The organism is Klebsiella africana (assembly GCF_020526085.1).
In the GTDB taxonomy this organism is placed as follows: Bacteria; Pseudomonadota; Gammaproteobacteria; order Enterobacterales; family Enterobacteriaceae; genus Klebsiella; species Klebsiella africana.
The window spans coordinates 2,502,164-2,520,407 of sequence record NZ_CP084874.1; the positions used below are offsets into that span (position 1 = coordinate 2,502,164).

Genomic DNA, 18,244 nt, shown 5'->3' on the forward strand with positions numbered 1-18,244 from the left:
TACTCTTTATGGTACTCAGGCAAGAAGCCGCTCCCGTTTCGATACGCCGTTTCTCCTTTGAATGCCGAAAGCGGGACAGTCGCCGCCGCCTTATTCCTGCTTTACCGTAATAAGAGATAAAAATCGCTGATGGCGGATGAAACATTTTAATAATGATAGAAATCGATGTGGTGGGTAATGACCTTTATTGGGGGATGCGATATAAGTATGAGGAATGCAAATTAACATTCTCATAACTTATAAAGGTTAAATAAATGAAGCAGGTGGGTATTGTTGGCTGGCGGGGAATGGTAGGCTCTGTACTACTGCAAAGAATGATCGAAGAAAATGATTTCGACGATATTTCAGCGCATTTTTTTAGCACTTCCAGTGTGGGTGGTGTGGGCCCGGTTATTAATGGTAAAAGCGACATCCTTAAAGATGCGAATTCCCTTAGCGCCCTCGCCGAAATGGATATCATCATCACCTGTCAGGGCGGGGATTATACCAAAGCCATCTATCCGGCGTTAATTAACCATGGCTGGCAAGGTTACTGGATTGATGCGGCTTCGGCGCTGCGGATGGATGAAAAAGCCTGCATTATTCTCGACCCCGTCAACCGCGAAAATATTGATCGGGCGGTAAAAGCGGGAATTAAACTGTTTGTCGGCGGCAACTGCTCCATTACGCTGAGCCTGATGGGGTTGGCCGGGCTGATAAAAGCCGATCTTATCGAATGGATGAGCGTGATGACCTATCAGTCTGCCTCCGGGGCGGGCGCTAAACAGGTGCGGGAATTAATCGCGCAAAGCGCTTATATCAGCCAGCACTTATCCGCTGATGAACTGACGTCATCAGGTTCCGTGCTGCCATTGGTGAATAAAGTGAGTGCGCTGATTAACAGCGCGGGTATGCCGGCGGAGAATTTTGGCGTGCCATTAATGGGTAGCATCATTCCGTGGATCGACAGCGATTTAGGCGATGGAAACAGCCGCGAAGAATGGAAGGGCGAGGCGGAAACTAACAAAATTCTTGGCCTTGCGCCGGGTACCATCCCGGTCAATGGTTTATGCATCCGCGTCGGGGTGATCCGCTGTCACAGCGCGGCGATTACGCTGAAACTTAAACGTGAGGTCAGCGAAGCAGAATTTGCTGAGTTAGTCACCCATTCCCATCCGTGGGTAAGCTATGTCCGCAATAATAAGCAAGAGAGTGTCAGTAAATTGACCCCGGCGGCTATTAGTGGTTCGCTGCAGGTAGGTATTGGCCGCTATAAGAAAATGGCGCTAAATAATGAACCCATCTACTCGGTGTTAACGGTTGGCGATCAGCTATTGTGGGGCGCGGCGGAACCCCTGCGCCGCATGTTAAATATCCTGCTGGGCAAAATATAATTACAGTTATCCGGGGACGCCTTCGCGCGCTGGCGGTTAAGACAAATGTTTAACGAAGCGCTTGCGGACCTCCTTGTAGCCGTTACTTTCATAAAATTGATGCGCTCTGATTCTTTTTTCACTGCTTGAAAGCTCGATCTGAGCGCATTGTTTATCGCGGGCGAGGCGCTCTGCGGCATTGAGAAGTTGCTGGCCTATACCTGAACCCCGTGACGATTCCTCGATGACCAGCGCTGAAATTAATGCCCACAACCTGGTTTCATGTACCGGTAAAATAAAATTGATAACGAGCACGCCACACATAGCGTTTTCTTTTTCCGCCACCAGCGCACTCATCATACTTTGCGGGGCAGTGATGCGTTGTTCTAAGATCGCCGTCTCCGTCTGATAGCCCAGCTGCAGAAATAGCGTTTGCAGCGAGGGGATATCTTTTGATTCCGCTGTTCTGATTAACACCATGATCATCGACTCCAAACAGAGTATTACCGGACCGGAGACTTTATTCTCCGGTCCGCTCCCGTATACGCCACTCAGTCCATCAAACTGACCTGGGCGGCAACGATCCGCCAGCCGTAGGGGAAGCGTACCCAGGTCTGCTGCTGGCGGCCCAGGCGGGTACTGCCCTCGCGGGTGAACTCGGTGCTGCACACCGCCATATCCGCGCCAAAGGTGGTGATGGTAGTCTGGTGCAGATCGCGGGCCAGACCGGCGGCGGGACGGGCGGCACGAAAGGCGCGGATCGCTTCGATGCCATACAGATTCTCGCCGGCTCCCAGCCGTACGGTGCGCGGGTCGTGCCAGAACAGCGCGTCCAGCGCCTCGATGTTATTGCTGACCAGCGCCTCTTCATACTGATAAAACGCCGCCGTCACCTCGGCGAGGATCGCCGGGCGGTCTACATTATCCAGATTGATCATGCTGCACTCTCCGCCACTCGGGCATCGGTAATGCCCATCGCTTCCAGCGCCTGCGCGGCGCGAAGACAGGCTTGTTCGTTAAACGGCGCGGCAATCAGCTGCAGGCCAATCGGCGTGCCGCTGGCGGTACGCAGGGGGACAGTTACTACCGGCAGCCCGAGGAAGGAGATCGGCTGCGTCAGCATGCCCATGCTGGCGCGCACCGGCAGTGGCTGGCCGTTAATCACCATCTCCTCCGCGCCTATTGGCGTGGCGCTGCATGGGGTAGCCGGGGCGATCAGCACGTCGGCCTGGCTGAACAGGGATTTCATCGCCTGGCGAGCATGACGACGAAAACGCTGGGCCTGCAGATACCATGCGGAGGGGATCATCGCTCCGGCCAGCAGCCGCTCGCGGGAGTGGGGTTCAAAACGCTCGGGCGAGTGGCGCAGATCCGCCAGGTACTGATTGCCGCCTTCGCTGGCGCTAATGATAAAGGCCGCCGAGCGGGCCAGCGCGGCATCCGCGAACTGCAGCTCGTTGTCGGCGCCCAGCGCGTGGGCGACCCGATCCACGGCCGCCCGGGCGTCGTCATCGCACCAGGTGGTGAAATAGCCCCCCAGCCGCGCGCAGCGCAGCCCCTCCAGTCCTCGCTCCAGCAGATTGCCGGTGTGCTCGCTGGCTTTATCAGCCTGAAAGTCATCGGCCGGGTCGCGCCCCTGCAGGGCGTCATACACCGCGGCGAGGTCGGCCACCCGGCGGGCAAAAGGACCAATATGATCCAGACTGGCGACAAACGGATGGCTGCCAGAGCGCGAAAGGCGGCCAAAGGTAGGCTTCAGGCCAAAGATCCCGCACAGCGACGCGGGGACGCGGATCGAGCCGTTGGTGTCGCTGCCGAGGCTGAAATGAACCAGCCCGGCCGCCACCGCCGCGGCCGAACCGCCGGAAGAACCGCCGGCGATCCGCGACAGATCGTGCGGGTTGCGCGTCGCGCCATAGTGGCTGTTTTCGGTGGTGAAGCCGTAGGCGTAGGCGTCCATATTGAGCATCCCGCTGAGCAGGGCGCCGGCGCTGTGCAGCTGGCGCACCGCCCAGCTGTCGCTGGCTGCCGGCGGTCGGTCGCTCAGCAGCTCCGCCCCGGCGAGGGTGGTGTGCCCGGCGACATCAAACAGATTTTTCACCGCGTAAGGAATGCCTGCCAGCGGCGGCAGGGGGCGCTTTTCCCGGCGCAGGGCGTCGATGCTGTCGGCCTCCGCCAGCATGCGCTGGGCGGTGACCTCGGTCCAGGCGTTGATCTGCGGATTCACGCGGGCGATATCGTCCAGCGTCTGGCGGGCGATCTCCCGGGCGCTCAGTTCGCCCTCGTGCAGCGCACGCTGGAGATCGGCAATGGTGAAGTGTTGAAGAGTCATGCTTTATACACCCCCGCAATCTCCTCGCGCGGCCCGAGGGGATAGTCCATCAGCGGCTGCGCCATGGCGGCGATGCGGGCAAACTGGCGCTCCAGCTCCTCACGGCGCGGCGCATCCAGCTCCATATTCAGCAGGTGAGTCATCTGCGTCAGATACTCGCTCCAGTCTGGCTGTGTGGTCATGGTCTGCTCCTTAGTAGCCGGCGGCGGCGCCGTTGCTGCGTGGATCGGTCGCCCCTTCAAGCAAGCCGTTGGGATGGCGGACAATGGCCCCGGCGTGGCCCATCGCTTCACTGAAATCGGCCAGCACTTCTACGTCATGCCCCAGCTCGCGCAGGCGAGCGATACAGGCGGGGGCAAAACGTCCCTCCAGCTTCAGTGAGTCGGAGGACTGGCCCCAGGTGCGGCCCAGCAGCCAGCGTGGACGGGAGATGCTCTCCTGCAACGGCACCCCCTGCAGGATATAGCGGGTAAACAGCGCCGCCTGCGTTTGCGGCTGACCGTCGCCGCCCATCGAGCCATAGACCATCACCCGGCCATCCTTCAGGCGCGAGGCGGCAGGGTTGAGGGTGTGGAATGGCTGTTTGCCAGGGGCCAGCGCCAGGAGATGCTGCGGGTCGAGGCTGAAGGCCGCCCCGCGGTTTTGCCAGACGATCCCGGTGTCCGGAAGCACCACGCCGCTGCCGAACTCGTGATAAATACTCTGAATAAACGACACTGCCAGTCCGCTGTTATCCACGACGCCCATCCAGACGGTATCGCCCGGGCCTTTACCACCGCCCCAGGGTGAAGCGCAGGCGTCGTCGATGCTGTCGGCCAGCGGTTGCAGGGCTTCCGGGATGAGCAACGCCTGAACATCGACATCCAGATGGCGTGGATCGGTGATATGCGCATCGCGCAGGGCGAATGCCCGTTTGGTGGCTTCGACGATACGGTGCACCGTTTGCGCGTCGTCGGCATCGGCCATCTTCAGACGGTCGGTGATGCCAAGGATCGCCAGCGATACCAGCCCCTGCGTCGGCGGGGCAAGGTTCCACAGCGTGCCCTGCTGGTGCTGGAGCGTCAGCGGCGCCGGACGCCGGGCGCGGTGGGCCTGCAGGTCGCCGAGGGTGATCGGCATCCCCAGCGCGGCCATGCCCTGCGCCAGACGCTCGGCCAGTGGCCCGCGATAGAAACTGTCGAGACCGTCGCTGGCCAGCATACGCAGGGTACCGGCGAGGGCGGGCTGGCAGAAGCGGCTGCCGGGCCGCGGGGCCTCGCCCGACACCAGCCAGGTTTCGCTGAATCCCGGCTGATGGCGCAGCTCTTCCAGTTTGCTGGCGGTAGCGTGGGCCTGCGAGGCGGTGACCGGAATGCCGTCTTCGGCATAGCCGATCGCATCGGCCAGCAGGCGGGCCACCGGCAGCGCGCTGCCGGTTAAGTCCCGAGAAATACGCAGCGCCTCGTCCCAGCCGCTGACGGTGCCGGCGACGGTCAGCGCGGCCTGCGGTCCCCGGTGGGGAATATGCCGCTGGCCAGCGTAGGCCTCGAGGGTCGCCAGCGACCCGGCCACCCCGCTGGCGTCAATGGCGATGGGGTCTCCCTCAGGCGGTACGATCAGCCAGAAGCCATCGCCGCCGAGGCCATTCATATGGGGATAAACGACGGCGATGGCCGCGGCGGCAGCCACCATCGCTTCAATGGCGCTGCCGCCCTCGCGCAGGATCGCCAGCGCGCTCTGACTGGCGAGGTGGTGGGGGGCCACCGCCATCCCGTGGGTCGAAACGTTGCTACTGTGCATAAATTATCCTTTCTGAACGAATCACCCGCAGAACACTGCAAAAGCTGTTCCATCTCTGAACGTTTCGTTTCATTGATAAAAACGATGACCAGAATTTTCCCACTGGCACACTATGTGTAAGGCATAGCAGATACAGTATGATGAGGAATGGATGATGAAACGAAAGTTACAGGGGCGCTATGCAACAACTCGATGAACGACTGAAAGGGCAATACGCCTCGCTGTCCCCGCAGGAGCAGCGGGTGGCGGATTTCATCTTTGACCACTTTGACGACCTGATAAGCTACAACAGCGCCGAGCTGGCGCAACTGAGCGGCGTGTCGAAAGCCACCGTCAGCCGGCTGTTTAAGCGCCTCGGTTACGACAAATATAAGGATATGCGCGATGAACTGCGCACCCTGCGCCAGAGCGGGATGCCGCTCACCGACCAGCGCGACGCGGTGCAGGGTAACACGCTGCTGGCGCGCCATTATAAGCAGGAGATGGCAAACCTCACCCAGTGGGTCAACGCCCTCGACGCCCGTCAGTTCGCTGAGGCGCTGACGGCGATGGTGGCCGCACGCCGCATTGTGGTGATTGGCATGCGTAACGCCTATCCGGCGGCGCTGCACCTGCGCCAGCAGCTGCTGCAGGCCCGCGGACAGGTGCTGGTGCTGCCCCAGCCGGGTCAAAGCCTCAGCGAAGAGCTGGTCGATCTGACCGCCGATGATCTGGTGGTAATGATGGCGTTTCGCCGCCGGCCGCGAATAGTACGCCCGCTGCTGCAGCAGCTGCAGCGCGACGGGGTGCCGGTCCTGTTAATGTGCGAGCCGCAGGCCCACAGCCTGTTTCCGCTCTCCCGCTGGCAGCTCTGCGCGCCGCTGGACAGCGTCTCGGCCTACGACAGCTATGCCTCAGTCAACAGCCTGATTAATCTGCTGGCTAATGCCTTTCTCCATGAAACGCTCGACAGCGGTCGTCCGCGCATCCACGATATCGCCACGCTTTATCAGCAACTGGACGAGCTGGAACAACGCTAATGGGGCGCCAGCGTGGTGCTGTGCATTATAATGGTGCATGAAATACCACGTCATGGCGCCACCGCTCTCTGAACACTTTCCCGTTAACGCTTGTCCTTTCACACTTTTTGTTTTAATTCCTCGCCAACCCTCGCCTCGTCTGTATCTGGCACATTAGTTGCAAAAACAGATTCAAAGAATCTTTTGTTTCATGCTAACGTAACGGGTAAACATCATGAAGAAACTGTTGATCGCGCTGGCCGGGGCCGCTTGTCTCCTTTCGTCTGTTTCTGCCGCGCAGGCTGACCAGCTCCAGGATATTGAAAAACGCGGCGTCATTCGTATTGCCGTACCGCAGGATTTTCCGCCGTTCGGCTCGGTGGGCACCGACCTGCAGCCGCAGGGATATGACATCGATATGGCGCGCTATCTGGCGAAATCGATGAAGCTCAAGCTGCAGCTGGTTCCGGTGACCAGCGCCAACCGCGTGCCGTATCTGCAGACCGATAAGGTGGACCTGGTGATCTCCAGCCTTGGCAAGAACGCCGAGCGCGAGAAGGTGATCGACTTCAGCCGCGCCTACGCCCCGTTCTTCCTCGGCGTGTTTGGCCCGAAAGGGGCGGAGCTGAAGGACGCGGCCGCGCTGAGCGGCAAAAGCATCGGTGTAACCCGCGGGGCGGTGGAGGATATGGTGCTGACCAGCGTGGCGCCGCAGGCGGCGCAGATTAAGCGCTACGAGGACAATAACACCACGTTGTCGGCTTACCTGTCCGGTCAGGTGCAGTATGTCGCGACCGGCAATCTGGTGGTGGCAGCCATCTCCCGGCAGAACGCCGACAAAGCGCCGGTCCCGAGCTTTATGCTGAAAGATTCGCCGTGCTTTATCGGTCTGAAAAAGAACGAACCGGCGCTGAAGGCGAAAGTGGATACCCTGATCGAGCAAGGCATTAAGGACGGCACCCTCAACGGTCTGTCTGAGAAGTGGCTGAAAGCGCCGCTGCCTGCCAGCCTCAGCGCGTAAGGTCTGTGGATGACGGAGCAACTTCATTTCTCTGAGCTCTGGCCGCACTGGCCGGAGCTGCTGGCCGGCCTGTGGGTGACGGTGCAGTTGACGGTGCTGGCGACGATAGGCGGCCTGGCGATCGGCATCCTCGGGGCGGCGATCCGCAGCGGGCGCCCGGGAATGCTCAGCCGGGTATGGGGCGGATATGTGGAAATCATCCGTAACACGCCGTTTGTGGTGCAGCTCTTTTTTATCGTCTTTGGTTTACCGAACCTGGGACTGAAGATGACCGCCGGTGAAGCGGCGCTGCTCGCGATGGTGGTTAACCTCGGCGCCTATAGTACTGAGATCGTCCGCGCCGGCATCCAGGTGACGCCGAAGGGCCAGTGGGAAGCCGGTCGCGTGCTCGGGCTCAGCCGGACGCAAACCTTCGTTCGCGTCGTATTGCCCCCGGCGCTGCAGCGGATTTACCCGGCGCTGGTCAGCCAGTGCATCATCGTGATGCTCGGCTCGTCAGTGGTGTCGCAGGTCTCCTATGAGGAGCTGACCTTCGCCGCCAACCTGATCCAGTCGCGGACATTTTTGAGCTTTGAGGTCTATCTGGTAACCACCGGGATCTACTTAGCGTTATCGATAGCGATGCGCCAGCTGCTGATGGCGGCGGGGCGTAAATGGCTGGGGGTACAGGCCTGATGACCACTTTTACTGACTGGGACATTATCCGCAACCTGCTGCTGGCCGGTCGCTGGACGGTGCTGCTGTCGCTGGTCGCGTTCACCGGCGGGGCGCTGGTGACCTTACCGTTACTGCTGCTGCGCCTCACCGGCGGACGCCAGGTGAAACGGCTGATCCGCGGGTACATTGAGCTGTTCCAGGGCACGCCGCTGCTGATGCAGCTGTTTCTGGCATTCTTTGGCGTGGCGCTGTTCGGCGTCGACGTCTCGGCGTGGACCGCCGCCTCGGTCGCCCTGACGCTCTACACCAGCGCCTTTCTGCTGGATATCTGGTTCGGCAGCATTCGCGCGCTGCCGAAAGGCCAGTGGGAGGCCTCGCGCTGTCTCGGGCTGAGCTTCGGCCAGACCCTGTACCGGGTGGTGGCGCCGCAGGCGCTGCGCATTGCCATCGCGCCGACGGTGGGCTTTGCCGTACAGGTGATCAAAGGCACGGCGCTGGCATCGATTATCGGCTTTGTGGAGCTGACCAAGGCCGGGACGATGCTGACCAACGTCACTTATCAGCCGTTTAAAGTGTTTGCCCTGGTGGCGCTGGGCTATTTCATTCTGTGCTATCCGCTGTCCCGCTACAGCCGCTATCTGGAGAACAAATTCAATGCCTCTCATCACCATTAATCAGATGCAGAAGTACTACGGCGACAACCATGTGTTGAAGGGCGTCGATCTGGATATCGACATGGGGGAAGTGATCTCGATCATCGGCCGCAGCGGCTCGGGCAAAAGCACCCTGCTGCGCTGCATCAATGGTCTGGAGGGCTACCAGGAGGGGAGCATCAAGCTCGGGGGCATGACTATCACCGACCGCGATTCCCAGGCGCGGGAGATCAGCCGCTCTATCGGTATGGTGTTCCAGAACTTCAATCTCTTTCCGCATATGACGGCGCTGGAGAACGTCATGCTGGCCCCGCGGCGGGTGCTGAAGAAGTCTCAGGCCGAATGCCGGGAGCTGGCGCGGCGGATGCTGGAGAAGGTCGGTCTTGGCGACCGTCTGGATTACTACCCGGCCAACCTCTCCGGTGGCCAGCAGCAGCGTGTGGCCATTGCCCGGGCGCTGGCCATGTCGCCGAAAGTTTTACTCTGTGACGAAATCACTTCGGCGCTCGACCCGGAACTGGTGGGCGAAGTGCTGAAGGTGCTGGAGCAGCTGGCGGCGGAAGGTATGACGCTGATCCTCGTCACCCATGAAATGAATTTTGCCCGCGAAGTGGGCGACCGCGTGGTGTTTATGCATCAGGGACGCGTCTGGGAGCAGGGCGACAGCAAAACGCTGTTTGCCAGTCCGCAGACCAGCGAACTGAAACAGTTTATCTCCTCGGTGCGCGGTCTTAACTAACGTAAGGAATGGCAGATGGATATCACTCAGTTTTCACAAATTAACCCGCCGCAGCGCCTGCTGATGGGCCCGGGGCCGATCAATGCCGACCCGCGCGTGCTGCGCGCCATGTCGAGCCAGCTGGTTGGCCAGTACGATCCGGCGATGACCCACTACATGAATGAAGTCATGGCGCTCTACCGCGGCGTGTTTCGCACCGAAAATCGCTGGACGATGCTGGTCGACGGCACCTCGCGCGCCGGAATCGAAGCGATTCTGGTGTCGGCGATCCGTCCCGGTGACAAGGTGCTGGTACCGGTGTTCGGCCGGTTTGGTCATCTGCTGTGCGAGATTGCGCGCCGCTGCCGGGCAGAGGTGCACACCATCGAAGTGCCGTGGGGCGAGGTCTTTACGCCGGATCAGGTTGAGGACGCGATCAAGCGCGTGCGCCCGCGCCTGCTGCTCACCGTGCAGGGCGATACCTCGACCACCATGCTGCAGCCGCTGGCGGAGCTGGGGGAGATTTGCCGTCGTCACGATGTGCTGTTCTATACCGACGCCACCGCGTCGCTCGGCGGCAACCCGCTGGAAACCGACGCCTGGCAGCTGGACGCGGTGTCCGCCGGGATGCAGAAGTGCCTGGGCGGCCCCTCCGGCACGTCGCCCATCACCCTCAGCCCGCGGATGGAAGACGTCATCCGCCGCCGCCGCTGCATTGAGCAGGGGATCCGCACCGATGCGCATCACGACGGCGTCGACGAGATGATCTACTCCAACTATTTCGATCTCGGCATGGTGATGGATTACTGGGGGCCGGAGCGCCTTAACCACCATACCGAAGCGACCTCGGCGCTGTTCGCCGCCCGGGAGTGCGCGCGCCTGATCCTCCAGGAGGGACTCGACAACGGCATCGCCCGCCACAAACTGCACGGCGATGCGCTGCTGAAGGGCGTCCAGGCGATGGGGCTCGAGACCTTTGGCGACCTGCGGCATAAAATGAATAACGTGCTGGGGGTGGTGATCCCCAACGGGGTCAACGGCGATCAGGTACGCAAACTGATGCTGGACGATTTCGGCATTGAAATTGGCACCTCGTTTGGGCCGTTGCACGGTAAAGTCTGGCGCATTGGCACCATGGGCTATAACGCGCGTAAAGACTGCGTGATGCAGACGCTCAGTGCGCTGGAAGCGGTCCTGAACTACCTCAAGTTCACCACCACTCAGGGTGCGGCGATGCAGGCAGCCTGGGATCACTACCGCACCGAGGCCACCCTATGAGTGACACCGCCCGCCAGCAGGCGGAGAGAGAGGCGGCCGCCAGCCGGGTGATGGCGCGTGCCGATCGGCTGGCCGCCCTCAGCGAAAGCGCTGATGCCCTGACCCGGGTCTATCTGTCGCCCGAGCATCTGCAGGCCAACCAGCTGGTGGGCCAGTGGATGCAGGCTGCCGGCATGATGGTGTGGCAGGACAGCGTCGGCAACATCTGCGGACGTTATGAAGGACAGCAGGAGGGGGCGCCAGCGGTGCTGCTGGGCTCTCATCTTGACACCGTGCGCAACGCCGGGCGCTACGACGGCATGCTCGGCGTGCTGACGGCGATTGAGGTGGTCCAGCGTCTGCACCAGCAGGGGCGACGGCTGGCGAAGGCAATCGAGATCGTCGGCTTTGGCGATGAAGAGGGCACCCGCTTCGGCATCACCCTGCTCGGCAGCCGCGGCGTTACCGGCACCTGGCCTGAAAGCTGGCTGTCACAGTGCGATGCTGACGGGGTGAGCGTCGCCCAGGCGCTGGTGAATGCCGGACTCGATCCGGCGCGCATCGGCGACGCGGCCCGTCACTCGCAGGATATCGCTGCCTATCTGGAACTGCATATCGAGCAGGGGCCGTGCCTGGAGCAGGCGGGGCTGGCGCTGGGCGTGGTGGAGGCGATTAACGGCGCCCGCCGCCTGACCTGCCGTTTTACCGGCGAAGCTGGCCATGCCGGCACGGTGCCGATGCTTCATCGCAAGGACGCCCTCGCCGCGGCGGCAGAATGGATGGTGCAGGTGGAATACCTGACCCGGCAGCGCGGCGGTAACCTGGTGGCGACGGTCGGCACCCTGCGCTGTGCGCCGGGCGCGGTGAACGTGATACCGGGCGAGGTGCAGTTGACGCTGGATATTCGCGGCCCGCAGGATGCGCCGCTGACGGCGCTGCTGGATGAGCTGCTGGGCGAGGCGCAGGCCATTGCCGGGCGTCGCCAGCTGAGTTTCGCCGCCGAGGAGTATTATCGCATCGCCGCCACCGCCTGCGACAGTCACCTGCAGGCGGTGCTGAGCGAGGCGGTGGCGGCGGTACAGGGGCGTTCGCTGACGCTGCCGAGCGGCGCAGGGCATGACGCCATTGCCATCGCCGAGCGCTGGCCATCGGCCATGCTGTTTGTGCGCTGCCTGGGGGGCGTCAGCCATCACCCGGCGGAGTCGGTTACCGCCGCCGACGTCGGGCTGGCTATCGACGCTTTCTCCCGGGCGGTAGAGAAGGTAGCTGACGCCTGACCGCGCCGGTTACCGTGCCCCGGCTGGCGGCTTCATACCGCCAGCTGGTTGACCACCTCGGCCACAGAGGTGATGGCACGGATGTTGCCGATCCCCGCGCCCACCGAGATATACCTCTTATATTGTGTGCTCGTTAATTTTTCCTGAAGCGAAGCTATGTAAGCTGACATTTATACAGCGCATATTCAGATATTGAAAGTTGAACATCATATCAATGTCTTTTCAAAAAGTTGTCGGGTTTATTATCGGTAGGTATATATAATAAATAATAACGCCAGACACGTTGAATCTGGCGTTATTATTACATCTCAATAAGGGACATTTTACAGAAAGAATTTATCTGCTTTTAACAGTAAATTGATGTGTAAAAACTTCAATGCAAAAGTATGGGATTTGCTTACTTTCTACATTACTAGCACTCAAAGTGCTGGCAGCGCAGCGTACTCAACTGATACCCATGCATAACCGGTAGCGGTATCTTTACGTACGCGACCAATGCCCGGGAACGGTAAATGAGCGGCACCAATGACATAACCTTCCTCTGCTGACGCAGCCAGCACGCGTTCACGTGAAGCAATCGCCATTTCCGGATACACATCCAGTTCAATCGTTGCCCCCGGATGCGGTAGTTGAATGGATGGCAGGTGAGAAATATCACCCCAAAACAGCATTTTGTCACCCGCAGATGTCACCATAAAAGCAGTGTGACCCGGAGTATGGCCTCGAGCGTCAACAACGCTGACCAGATCAGGAATAAGGTCATCGCCTTGAATAAAAGTTTTAAAGCGATCGCTTGCGATATAAGGTGCTGCTGCGTCCTGAGCAATGGTAAAGAAAGGACGCTGATCTTCTGCAAGCGTGGCTGCGAGGTCGTTATCCAGCCAGAAATCAGCATCATCTTTATGTGCCCAGACGGTTGCGTTCACAAATAAAGCCTCACCTTTATCATTGGTGATGCCACCGATATGATCAGGATGCATATGCGTCAGCAGAATGGTGTCTACATCTTCTGGCTTGTAACCGGCAGCAGCAATGTTGTCCAGTAAGCGCCCCATACTTGGCCCTGCGAAGTGGGCTGAACCTGCATCAATAAGGATGAGGCGCTCACCATTATGAATGAGGAAAGCATTCACTGAGGTATCCAGCGCACCGCTGGTTGGCAATAGTTGCCTTGCCAGATCGGATTTACGTTCTTCGTCAGTAATCCCGGATAGTGACATGGGGTCCAGAGTAACGTATCCGTCATAGAGGGCAGTAACCACCAGGTTACCTAAAGCATAGCGGAAAAAGCCTGGAGCCTGGTTGCGAAGAATGGGTAGCGATTTTAAAGATGACATATCTTACCTCGATTAATAAACTTTCATGATGTTTGTGCTGCGATCTGTAACAATAAAATGAGATGTTATTAATGTTTTCTTTCACAGAGTGTTTCGTGAATTACTGGCAATAATAAGTGTTGTAATGGGGAGTAACTTACTCACCGCATAAAACCAACATGTTTCCCCTTAATGCTGTAACAAGTGCGGCAAGCATAAAGACCGGAACCACCACGAAAAAGCCACAGATTGATAGCAGAGTGTTACTACAGATGAAACAATCAGGGCAGAAAGAGATATTATCCGTGTGAAAGGAATGCTATAAGGGGGCATATCGTAACGGAGAACCCCGTTTTCTCCTTCAAAACCAATAACGGTTGAGGTCAGAGAACAGATGCAGTTGAATATGCTGGAAGCCATGAATATTTACGTAAATGTGGTAGAGCAAGGGAGCTTTACCCGCGCGGCAGATGCGCTTGAGTTGCATCGTCCTGCAGTTACCCGCGCCATTCAGAACCTGGAGCATGATCTGGGCGTTAAGCTTCTGCATCGCACCACACGGCAGGTCAGCATGACAGATGAAGGGGAAGAGTTTTACCAACGCTGCCTCTCTCTGTTGAGCGAGCTGGATGACGTCCGTCGATTATTTTCGAGCACGCAACCTCCGAAAGGACGCCTGCGTCTTGACATTCCTATCGCCCTCGCTCGGGCGGTAATCATCCCGGCTCTAAGAGATTTTCAAAACCGTTATCCGGATATCGAGATTATTCTTGGTACGTCGGATCGCAAGATTGATTTAATTGCCGAGCGCGTAGACTGCGTTATCCGTCTTGGTGAGCTTGATGACTCCAGCTTCGTTGCCAAACGACTGGGAACAGCAGGCATGGTGACCTGTGCTGCGCCGTCTTATCTGGCGAAGTTCGGCACACCACAGACGATCGAAGAGCTGATGACGTCCCACCGCGCGGTGAATTTTTTCAGTAACCATAGTCTGCAGATAATGGAGTGGAAGTTCACCGTAGACGGTAATATCACGTCAATAAAAATACCTTCCAGCATACTGGTGGACAATTCAGAGGCGTTTCTATCATGCGGGCTGGCGGGACTCGGCATTCTGCATGGATTGCGGCCCTCTCTGGCACCCTTTATTGCGAGCGGCGAGCTGACAGAAATCCTCACAGATTTTCCTCCTCCACCAAAACCAGTCTCACTGCTTTATCCGGATCGCCGCTATCTGGCCCCAAAGGTTCGCGTATTCATCGACTGGCTGTCCGAAGTGTTTGGCCCGGATGTACAACTCTGACGCATCTCTTTTTTGTCAGAATCCCTTCCTGTAACACTCCTTCGCGATGCTATTTCTGGATATAAGGCAGACAGGACGCCGATCCTGCCTGCCGTGACACTGTATGTATTTGCCAGCATTGTTACTGATTATGAAACTGTGAAGTAAGGAAAGAACCGTTTATTCCTCCTGACATAACTGGTTTAATTTACGTCGTAAGGAAACGAAGTAAATATTATTTAACGAGTACGCAATAAATGAAATTTCATAAGGCGTAAGCGATGCCGAGCAGATATGAAATTCCTGCTGCTAAAGTTTTCTGTCATTTTTTAAATAAGTCAACACAGACATTTTAAAAACGCAATAAAGCGTCACTGGTACGGGGTCGTTAACCCGTAATGCCAGCGTTCTGAATAACATAATAGCTATGCATAAGTCTGGAATATTAATGTGAATATAATCGAGATAATTATGTCCGCCGGACGTTCGTCAGTGGATATTGCGCTTTACACCCTGATACCCGTCATGGTCGTGATGATGGTGATGATGAAGTATCTCGAATCAGTGGGCGCGCTGGCGAAGCTCGTAAATGTGGTGGCACCGGTATTGAAGCCATTTGGCCTCACCGGGCTCAGTCTTTTTGCCCTGATACAGCTCAACTTTGTGAGTTTCGCCGCCCCCGTTGCGACGCTTGCCATGATGGAAAAAAAAGGCGCGTCAGATCGACATCTGGCCGCAACGCTGGCCATGTTGTTTGCCATGGGGCAGGCCAACGCGCTTTATCCGCTGGCCCCATTGGGACTGCACTGGCTTACAACGGTCCTGCTGTCCATCGTGGGGGGCTTGGCCGCTGGGGCGGTAACGTGGTATCTGCCTGGCCGCCGTCTTGCTTCGAAAGAGGTGATTTCCACAGAAGATGCGCAGGTGCACGCCCCGCAAAAAGCCGGTTTGCTCAGCATCATCAGCGGCGCAGGGGGGGAATCCATCCGTCTGTCGCTGGGAGCCGTGCCCATGTTGATTCTCTCATTGACCATAGTGGGCATTATCAAATCAGTGGGGGGTATTTCGCTGCTGGAACAGGCCCTGTCTCCCGTAATGCAAACGCTGAACATTCCGGCCGTGCTGATTATGCCAGCACTGGTCAAATGTCTGGCAGGAGGCACGGCCTATCTGGGTGTGACGACTGAACTGCTTAAGAACGGCCACATGAGCGTGGAAACGCTGAATGCGTCAGCTGGCTGGCTGCTGCAGACCTTTGACCTGCCGGGTGTGGGAATAATGCTCGGCGCCGGTTTTCGCGTGGCTCGGATTGCCCACTTTGCTATTCCCGGCGCGCTGCTTGGCATTGCGCTGAGAGGGATTTTACACGCGATTGTTTACTGATGAGTCCGGTGGACGCCGCCATTTATTCAACACACGCTGACCTGATTAAACGTCCTGACAGCAGGTGGGTGTGCAGAGACTGACATTTTTGTACTGATTAAGGAGCCAGCAATGATGAATCCTAAATATGCACCTCTTTTTGAACCCTACACGCTGAATAACGGCGTTGAAATTAAAAACCGCCTGACGGTCGCGCCGCTGACGATTTATGACTCAGGTCCGGAAGGCGAGATGACAGAAACCGGACGTCGCTTCTGGAAAGACCGATTTAAAGGCTTTGGCCTGTTTATTATGCCGTTTACCAACGTTCATCCCAGCGCAATTGGCTTTGAATCGCCTCAGGCCATCACCGACGCGGATCTGCCAACGCTGACTGAATACGCAGAGATCGCGCATGAACAGGGAGCGAAAGCCGTTGTCCAGCTTGCGCATTCCGGTTATCGCGCCGATAAGTCAATGACCAAAGGCCATGACGTGATTGCACCTACCGGCGACTTATACGGCCGCTTTCGAGCGATGACTGATGCAGAAGTGCGCGAGATGATCGCCTGCTTCGCAAACGCGGCAGAGCTGGTGATGCGTGCAGGTTTTGATGGTGTTGAAATTCATGGGGCCAACGGCTGGCTTATTCAGCAGTTCGTTTCGGCGGCCAGCAATCTGCGAGATGATCACTGGGGCGGAACATTGGAGAAACGGTTTAACTTTTCGCTCGGAATTGTTGATGCCATTGATGCGGTGCGCCGCAAGCATAATCGCCCGGACTTTATTATTGGCTACCGTTTCTCGCCAGAAGAACCGGGTGAAAACGGCATTACCATGAAAGAAACGCTGGCCCTGGTGGATGCGTTGCTTACGCGTCCGCTCCAGTATCTGCATATCTCCCTGTGGGATTTTTATAAGAAAGCCCGCCGTGGCGCTGACAGCAACCTGACGCGCATGCAGATCGTTCACGACCATATCAATGGCCGGGTGCCATTCATTGGCGCAGGTAACTTATATACCGCCGATGACATGCTGGAGGCCTATAAGACGGGCTGGGCGGAGTCTGTCGCCATCGGTAAGAGCGTAATGCTGAATCCAAACCTGGTAGAGCTTATCCGCACAGGTCGCGAATCAGAAATTGAAACCACATTTGACTGGGATAAAGCCGACTATTACCGCTACACCCCTGCCATGCTGCAGGGCACGATGGCTGGTACAGATTTTTATCCACCATCAAAGCAGAAAGGTGTGCGCTACAAGACTAACCATTACTGATACCTGATAAACAAAGCTTAAATACCTGCACACGGCCACGTCATTTTGCCGTGTGCAGGTAGCGGACTTTCAGAGAAATAAAAGATCATGAAACCACTCAATGTTGCCACTAAAAGCGGAACGGTTTTGAACGGCGTAATTTTTCCGGCACCTGATTCCGATACCGTTGTCATTGCCATTACTGGTGTTCACGGCAATTTCTATTCGAACCCCTTTTATTACACTCTCGGGGATACGCTGAGTACCGCTGGTATTGATTTTATTTATGCCCAGACGCGTGATGCTTTTGGGCAGATGGAAATCGTCAACGCAAAAACCGGAAAGACCGAAGTCATCGGTTCATGGAATGAAGATTTGACGAAGTCTGACGACGATGTCGGTGCCTGGATCGATTATGCGGCTCAGGCTGGTTACAAAAATATCATTCTGGCGGGCCATTCTCTTGGCGCTAATAAGGTCATCTACTATCTGTCTAAGCATGCCGATCCGAGGGTAAGTAAGTTTATTCTGCTCAGCCCGGCAAATATCCGCCATCTGACCTCTCAGGTGTCAGAAAAAGAAAAAAACCTCATCGCGGAATTCAGAGAGAGCGGTCGCGGCCAGACGCTGCTGCCATTCGACTTTATTGGCTGGCTTCCCTGCGTCGCGGATACCGCCTGGCAGTGGCTGTATACCGATACGCTCAATAACGTACATGTTGAAGCGAACGGCGATTTCTCGCAGGTAGAAAAGATAAGGCACAGCGGTGCCCTGATTATCGGTACCTATGATCGCTTTACCTACGGCAATCCGTGCGGTTTTCTCTGCAATATCAACGATCATTTTCCAACGCCGGCTGACAATGCGTTAATTTTCATTGATCGCACGGGACATACCTACCAACAGAAAGAAAAAGAACTGGCAGAAGCCATGCTGAAACTGGCCAGTGGCTGGCGTACTGAAAGCACAGTAAGAGGATAAAA

General features: G+C 57.4%; 18 protein-coding genes and 1 pseudogene. 12 read left to right on the top strand and 7 right to left on the bottom strand.

Annotation, left to right across the window (positions count from 1 at the left end; all coding sequences use genetic code 11):
- The first annotated feature begins 254 nt into the window (after positions 1 to 254).
- A complete protein-coding gene (gene asd, locus LGL98_RS12210) occupies positions 255 to 1,373 on the top strand; it encodes an aspartate-semialdehyde dehydrogenase (RefSeq protein ID WP_136034385.1) in 1,119 nt (372 codons plus the stop codon).
- 36 nt (positions 1,374 to 1,409) lie between these two features.
- Here the strand turns inward: asd and LGL98_RS12215 are convergent, their stop codons facing one another.
- From LGL98_RS12215 to hpxW, 5 genes are all read right to left on the bottom strand, one after another.
- Positions 1,410 to 1,832 carry a GNAT family N-acetyltransferase gene (locus LGL98_RS12215; RefSeq protein ID WP_136034504.1) on the bottom strand — a complete coding sequence of 141 codons (423 nt, stop codon included), beginning with the start codon at positions 1,830 to 1,832 and terminating at the stop codon, positions 1,410 to 1,412.
- A 71-nt stretch (positions 1,833 to 1,903) separates the two neighbouring features.
- Positions 1,904 to 2,290: an oxalurate catabolism protein HpxZ gene (gene hpxZ, locus LGL98_RS12220; protein WP_136034384.1), complete on the bottom strand. Its 387-nt coding sequence runs from the start codon at positions 2,288 to 2,290 to the stop codon at positions 1,904 to 1,906.
- Positions 2,287 to 3,684 carry an AtzE family amidohydrolase gene (locus LGL98_RS12225; RefSeq protein ID WP_136034382.1) on the bottom strand — a complete coding sequence of 466 codons (1,398 nt, stop codon included), beginning with the start codon at positions 3,682 to 3,684 and terminating at the stop codon, positions 2,287 to 2,289. Before LGL98_RS12225 ends, hpxZ begins: the two co-directional genes overlap by 4 nt.
- A complete protein-coding gene (hpxX, locus tag LGL98_RS12230; protein ID WP_136034380.1) occupies positions 3,681 to 3,866 on the bottom strand; it encodes an oxalurate catabolism protein HpxX in 186 nt (61 codons plus the stop codon). The genes LGL98_RS12225 and hpxX overlap by 4 nt, the downstream gene beginning before the upstream one ends.
- A gap of 10 nt (positions 3,867 to 3,876) precedes the next feature.
- The gene (gene hpxW, locus LGL98_RS12235; protein ID WP_136034378.1) at positions 3,877 to 5,463 is read right to left on the bottom strand and encodes an oxamate amidohydrolase; all 1,587 of its coding nucleotides are present in this window, start codon (positions 5,461 to 5,463) and stop codon (positions 3,877 to 3,879) included.
- Between the two features lie 179 nt (positions 5,464 to 5,642).
- Here hpxW and hpxU point away from each other — a divergent pair, with 179 nt between their 5' ends.
- From hpxU to hpxK, 7 genes are all read left to right on the top strand, one after another.
- Positions 5,643 to 6,482, top strand: a complete 840-nt coding sequence (gene hpxU, locus LGL98_RS12240) for a MurR/RpiR family transcriptional regulator HpxU (protein WP_004176115.1) — start codon at positions 5,643 to 5,645, stop codon at positions 6,480 to 6,482.
- A gap of 214 nt (positions 6,483 to 6,696) precedes the next feature.
- A complete protein-coding gene (locus LGL98_RS12245; protein WP_136034376.1) occupies positions 6,697 to 7,482 on the top strand; it encodes a transporter substrate-binding domain-containing protein in 786 nt (261 codons plus the stop codon).
- A gap of 9 nt (positions 7,483 to 7,491) precedes the next feature.
- On the top strand, positions 7,492 to 8,157 hold the full coding sequence (locus LGL98_RS12250) for an amino acid ABC transporter permease (RefSeq protein WP_004176117.1): 666 nt from the start codon (positions 7,492 to 7,494) through the stop codon (positions 8,155 to 8,157).
- Positions 8,157 to 8,813, top strand: coding sequence for an amino acid ABC transporter permease (locus tag LGL98_RS12255; RefSeq protein WP_004176118.1), 657 nt, complete (start codon positions 8,157 to 8,159; stop codon positions 8,811 to 8,813). Before LGL98_RS12250 ends, LGL98_RS12255 begins: the two co-directional genes overlap by 1 nt.
- On the top strand, positions 8,794 to 9,531 hold the full coding sequence (locus tag LGL98_RS12260) for an amino acid ABC transporter ATP-binding protein (RefSeq protein ID WP_136034374.1): 738 nt from the start codon (positions 8,794 to 8,796) through the stop codon (positions 9,529 to 9,531). Before LGL98_RS12255 ends, LGL98_RS12260 begins: the two co-directional genes overlap by 20 nt.
- A 15-nt stretch (positions 9,532 to 9,546) precedes the next feature.
- Positions 9,547 to 10,788, top strand: a complete 1,242-nt coding sequence (locus tag LGL98_RS12265) for a pyridoxal-phosphate-dependent aminotransferase family protein (protein ID WP_136034372.1) — start codon at positions 9,547 to 9,549, stop codon at positions 10,786 to 10,788.
- Complete coding sequence (gene hpxK / locus LGL98_RS12270; RefSeq protein WP_136034370.1) at positions 10,785 to 12,044, top strand: allantoate amidohydrolase; 1,260 nt, start codon at positions 10,785 to 10,787, stop codon at positions 12,042 to 12,044. Before LGL98_RS12265 ends, hpxK begins: the two co-directional genes overlap by 4 nt.
- Before the next feature lie 32 nt (positions 12,045 to 12,076).
- Here the strand turns inward: hpxK and LGL98_RS12275 are convergent.
- Both LGL98_RS12275 and LGL98_RS12280 read right to left on the bottom strand, forming a co-directional pair.
- Positions 12,077 to 12,157: pseudogene (locus LGL98_RS12275) on the bottom strand (NAD(P)H-dependent flavin oxidoreductase); the annotation flags it as partial.
- Positions 12,158 to 12,463: 306 nt separating this feature from the next.
- Positions 12,464 to 13,381: an MBL fold metallo-hydrolase gene (locus LGL98_RS12280; protein ID WP_029602123.1), complete on the bottom strand. Its 918-nt coding sequence runs from the start codon at positions 13,379 to 13,381 to the stop codon at positions 12,464 to 12,466.
- 373 nt (positions 13,382 to 13,754) lie between these two features.
- Here LGL98_RS12280 and LGL98_RS12285 point away from each other — a divergent pair, with 373 nt between their 5' ends.
- The 4 genes from LGL98_RS12285 (at position 13,755) to LGL98_RS12300 (ending at position 18,242) form a co-directional block, all read left to right on the top strand.
- Entirely contained in the window at positions 13,755 to 14,663 is a 909-nt protein-coding gene (locus LGL98_RS12285; protein WP_136034368.1) for a LysR family transcriptional regulator, read from the top strand.
- Between the two features lie 429 nt (positions 14,664 to 15,092).
- Entirely contained in the window at positions 15,093 to 16,025 is a 933-nt protein-coding gene (locus tag LGL98_RS12290) for a nucleoside recognition domain-containing protein (RefSeq protein WP_136034366.1), read from the top strand.
- Between the two features lie 111 nt (positions 16,026 to 16,136).
- Entirely contained in the window at positions 16,137 to 17,282 is a 1,146-nt protein-coding gene (locus tag LGL98_RS12295; RefSeq protein ID WP_136034365.1) for an NADH-dependent flavin oxidoreductase, read from the top strand.
- A gap of 87 nt (positions 17,283 to 17,369) precedes the next feature.
- The gene (locus LGL98_RS12300) at positions 17,370 to 18,242 is read left to right on the top strand and encodes an alpha/beta hydrolase (protein WP_136034363.1); all 873 of its coding nucleotides are present in this window, start codon (positions 17,370 to 17,372) and stop codon (positions 18,240 to 18,242) included.
- Positions 18,243 to 18,244 lie beyond the last annotated feature (2 nt).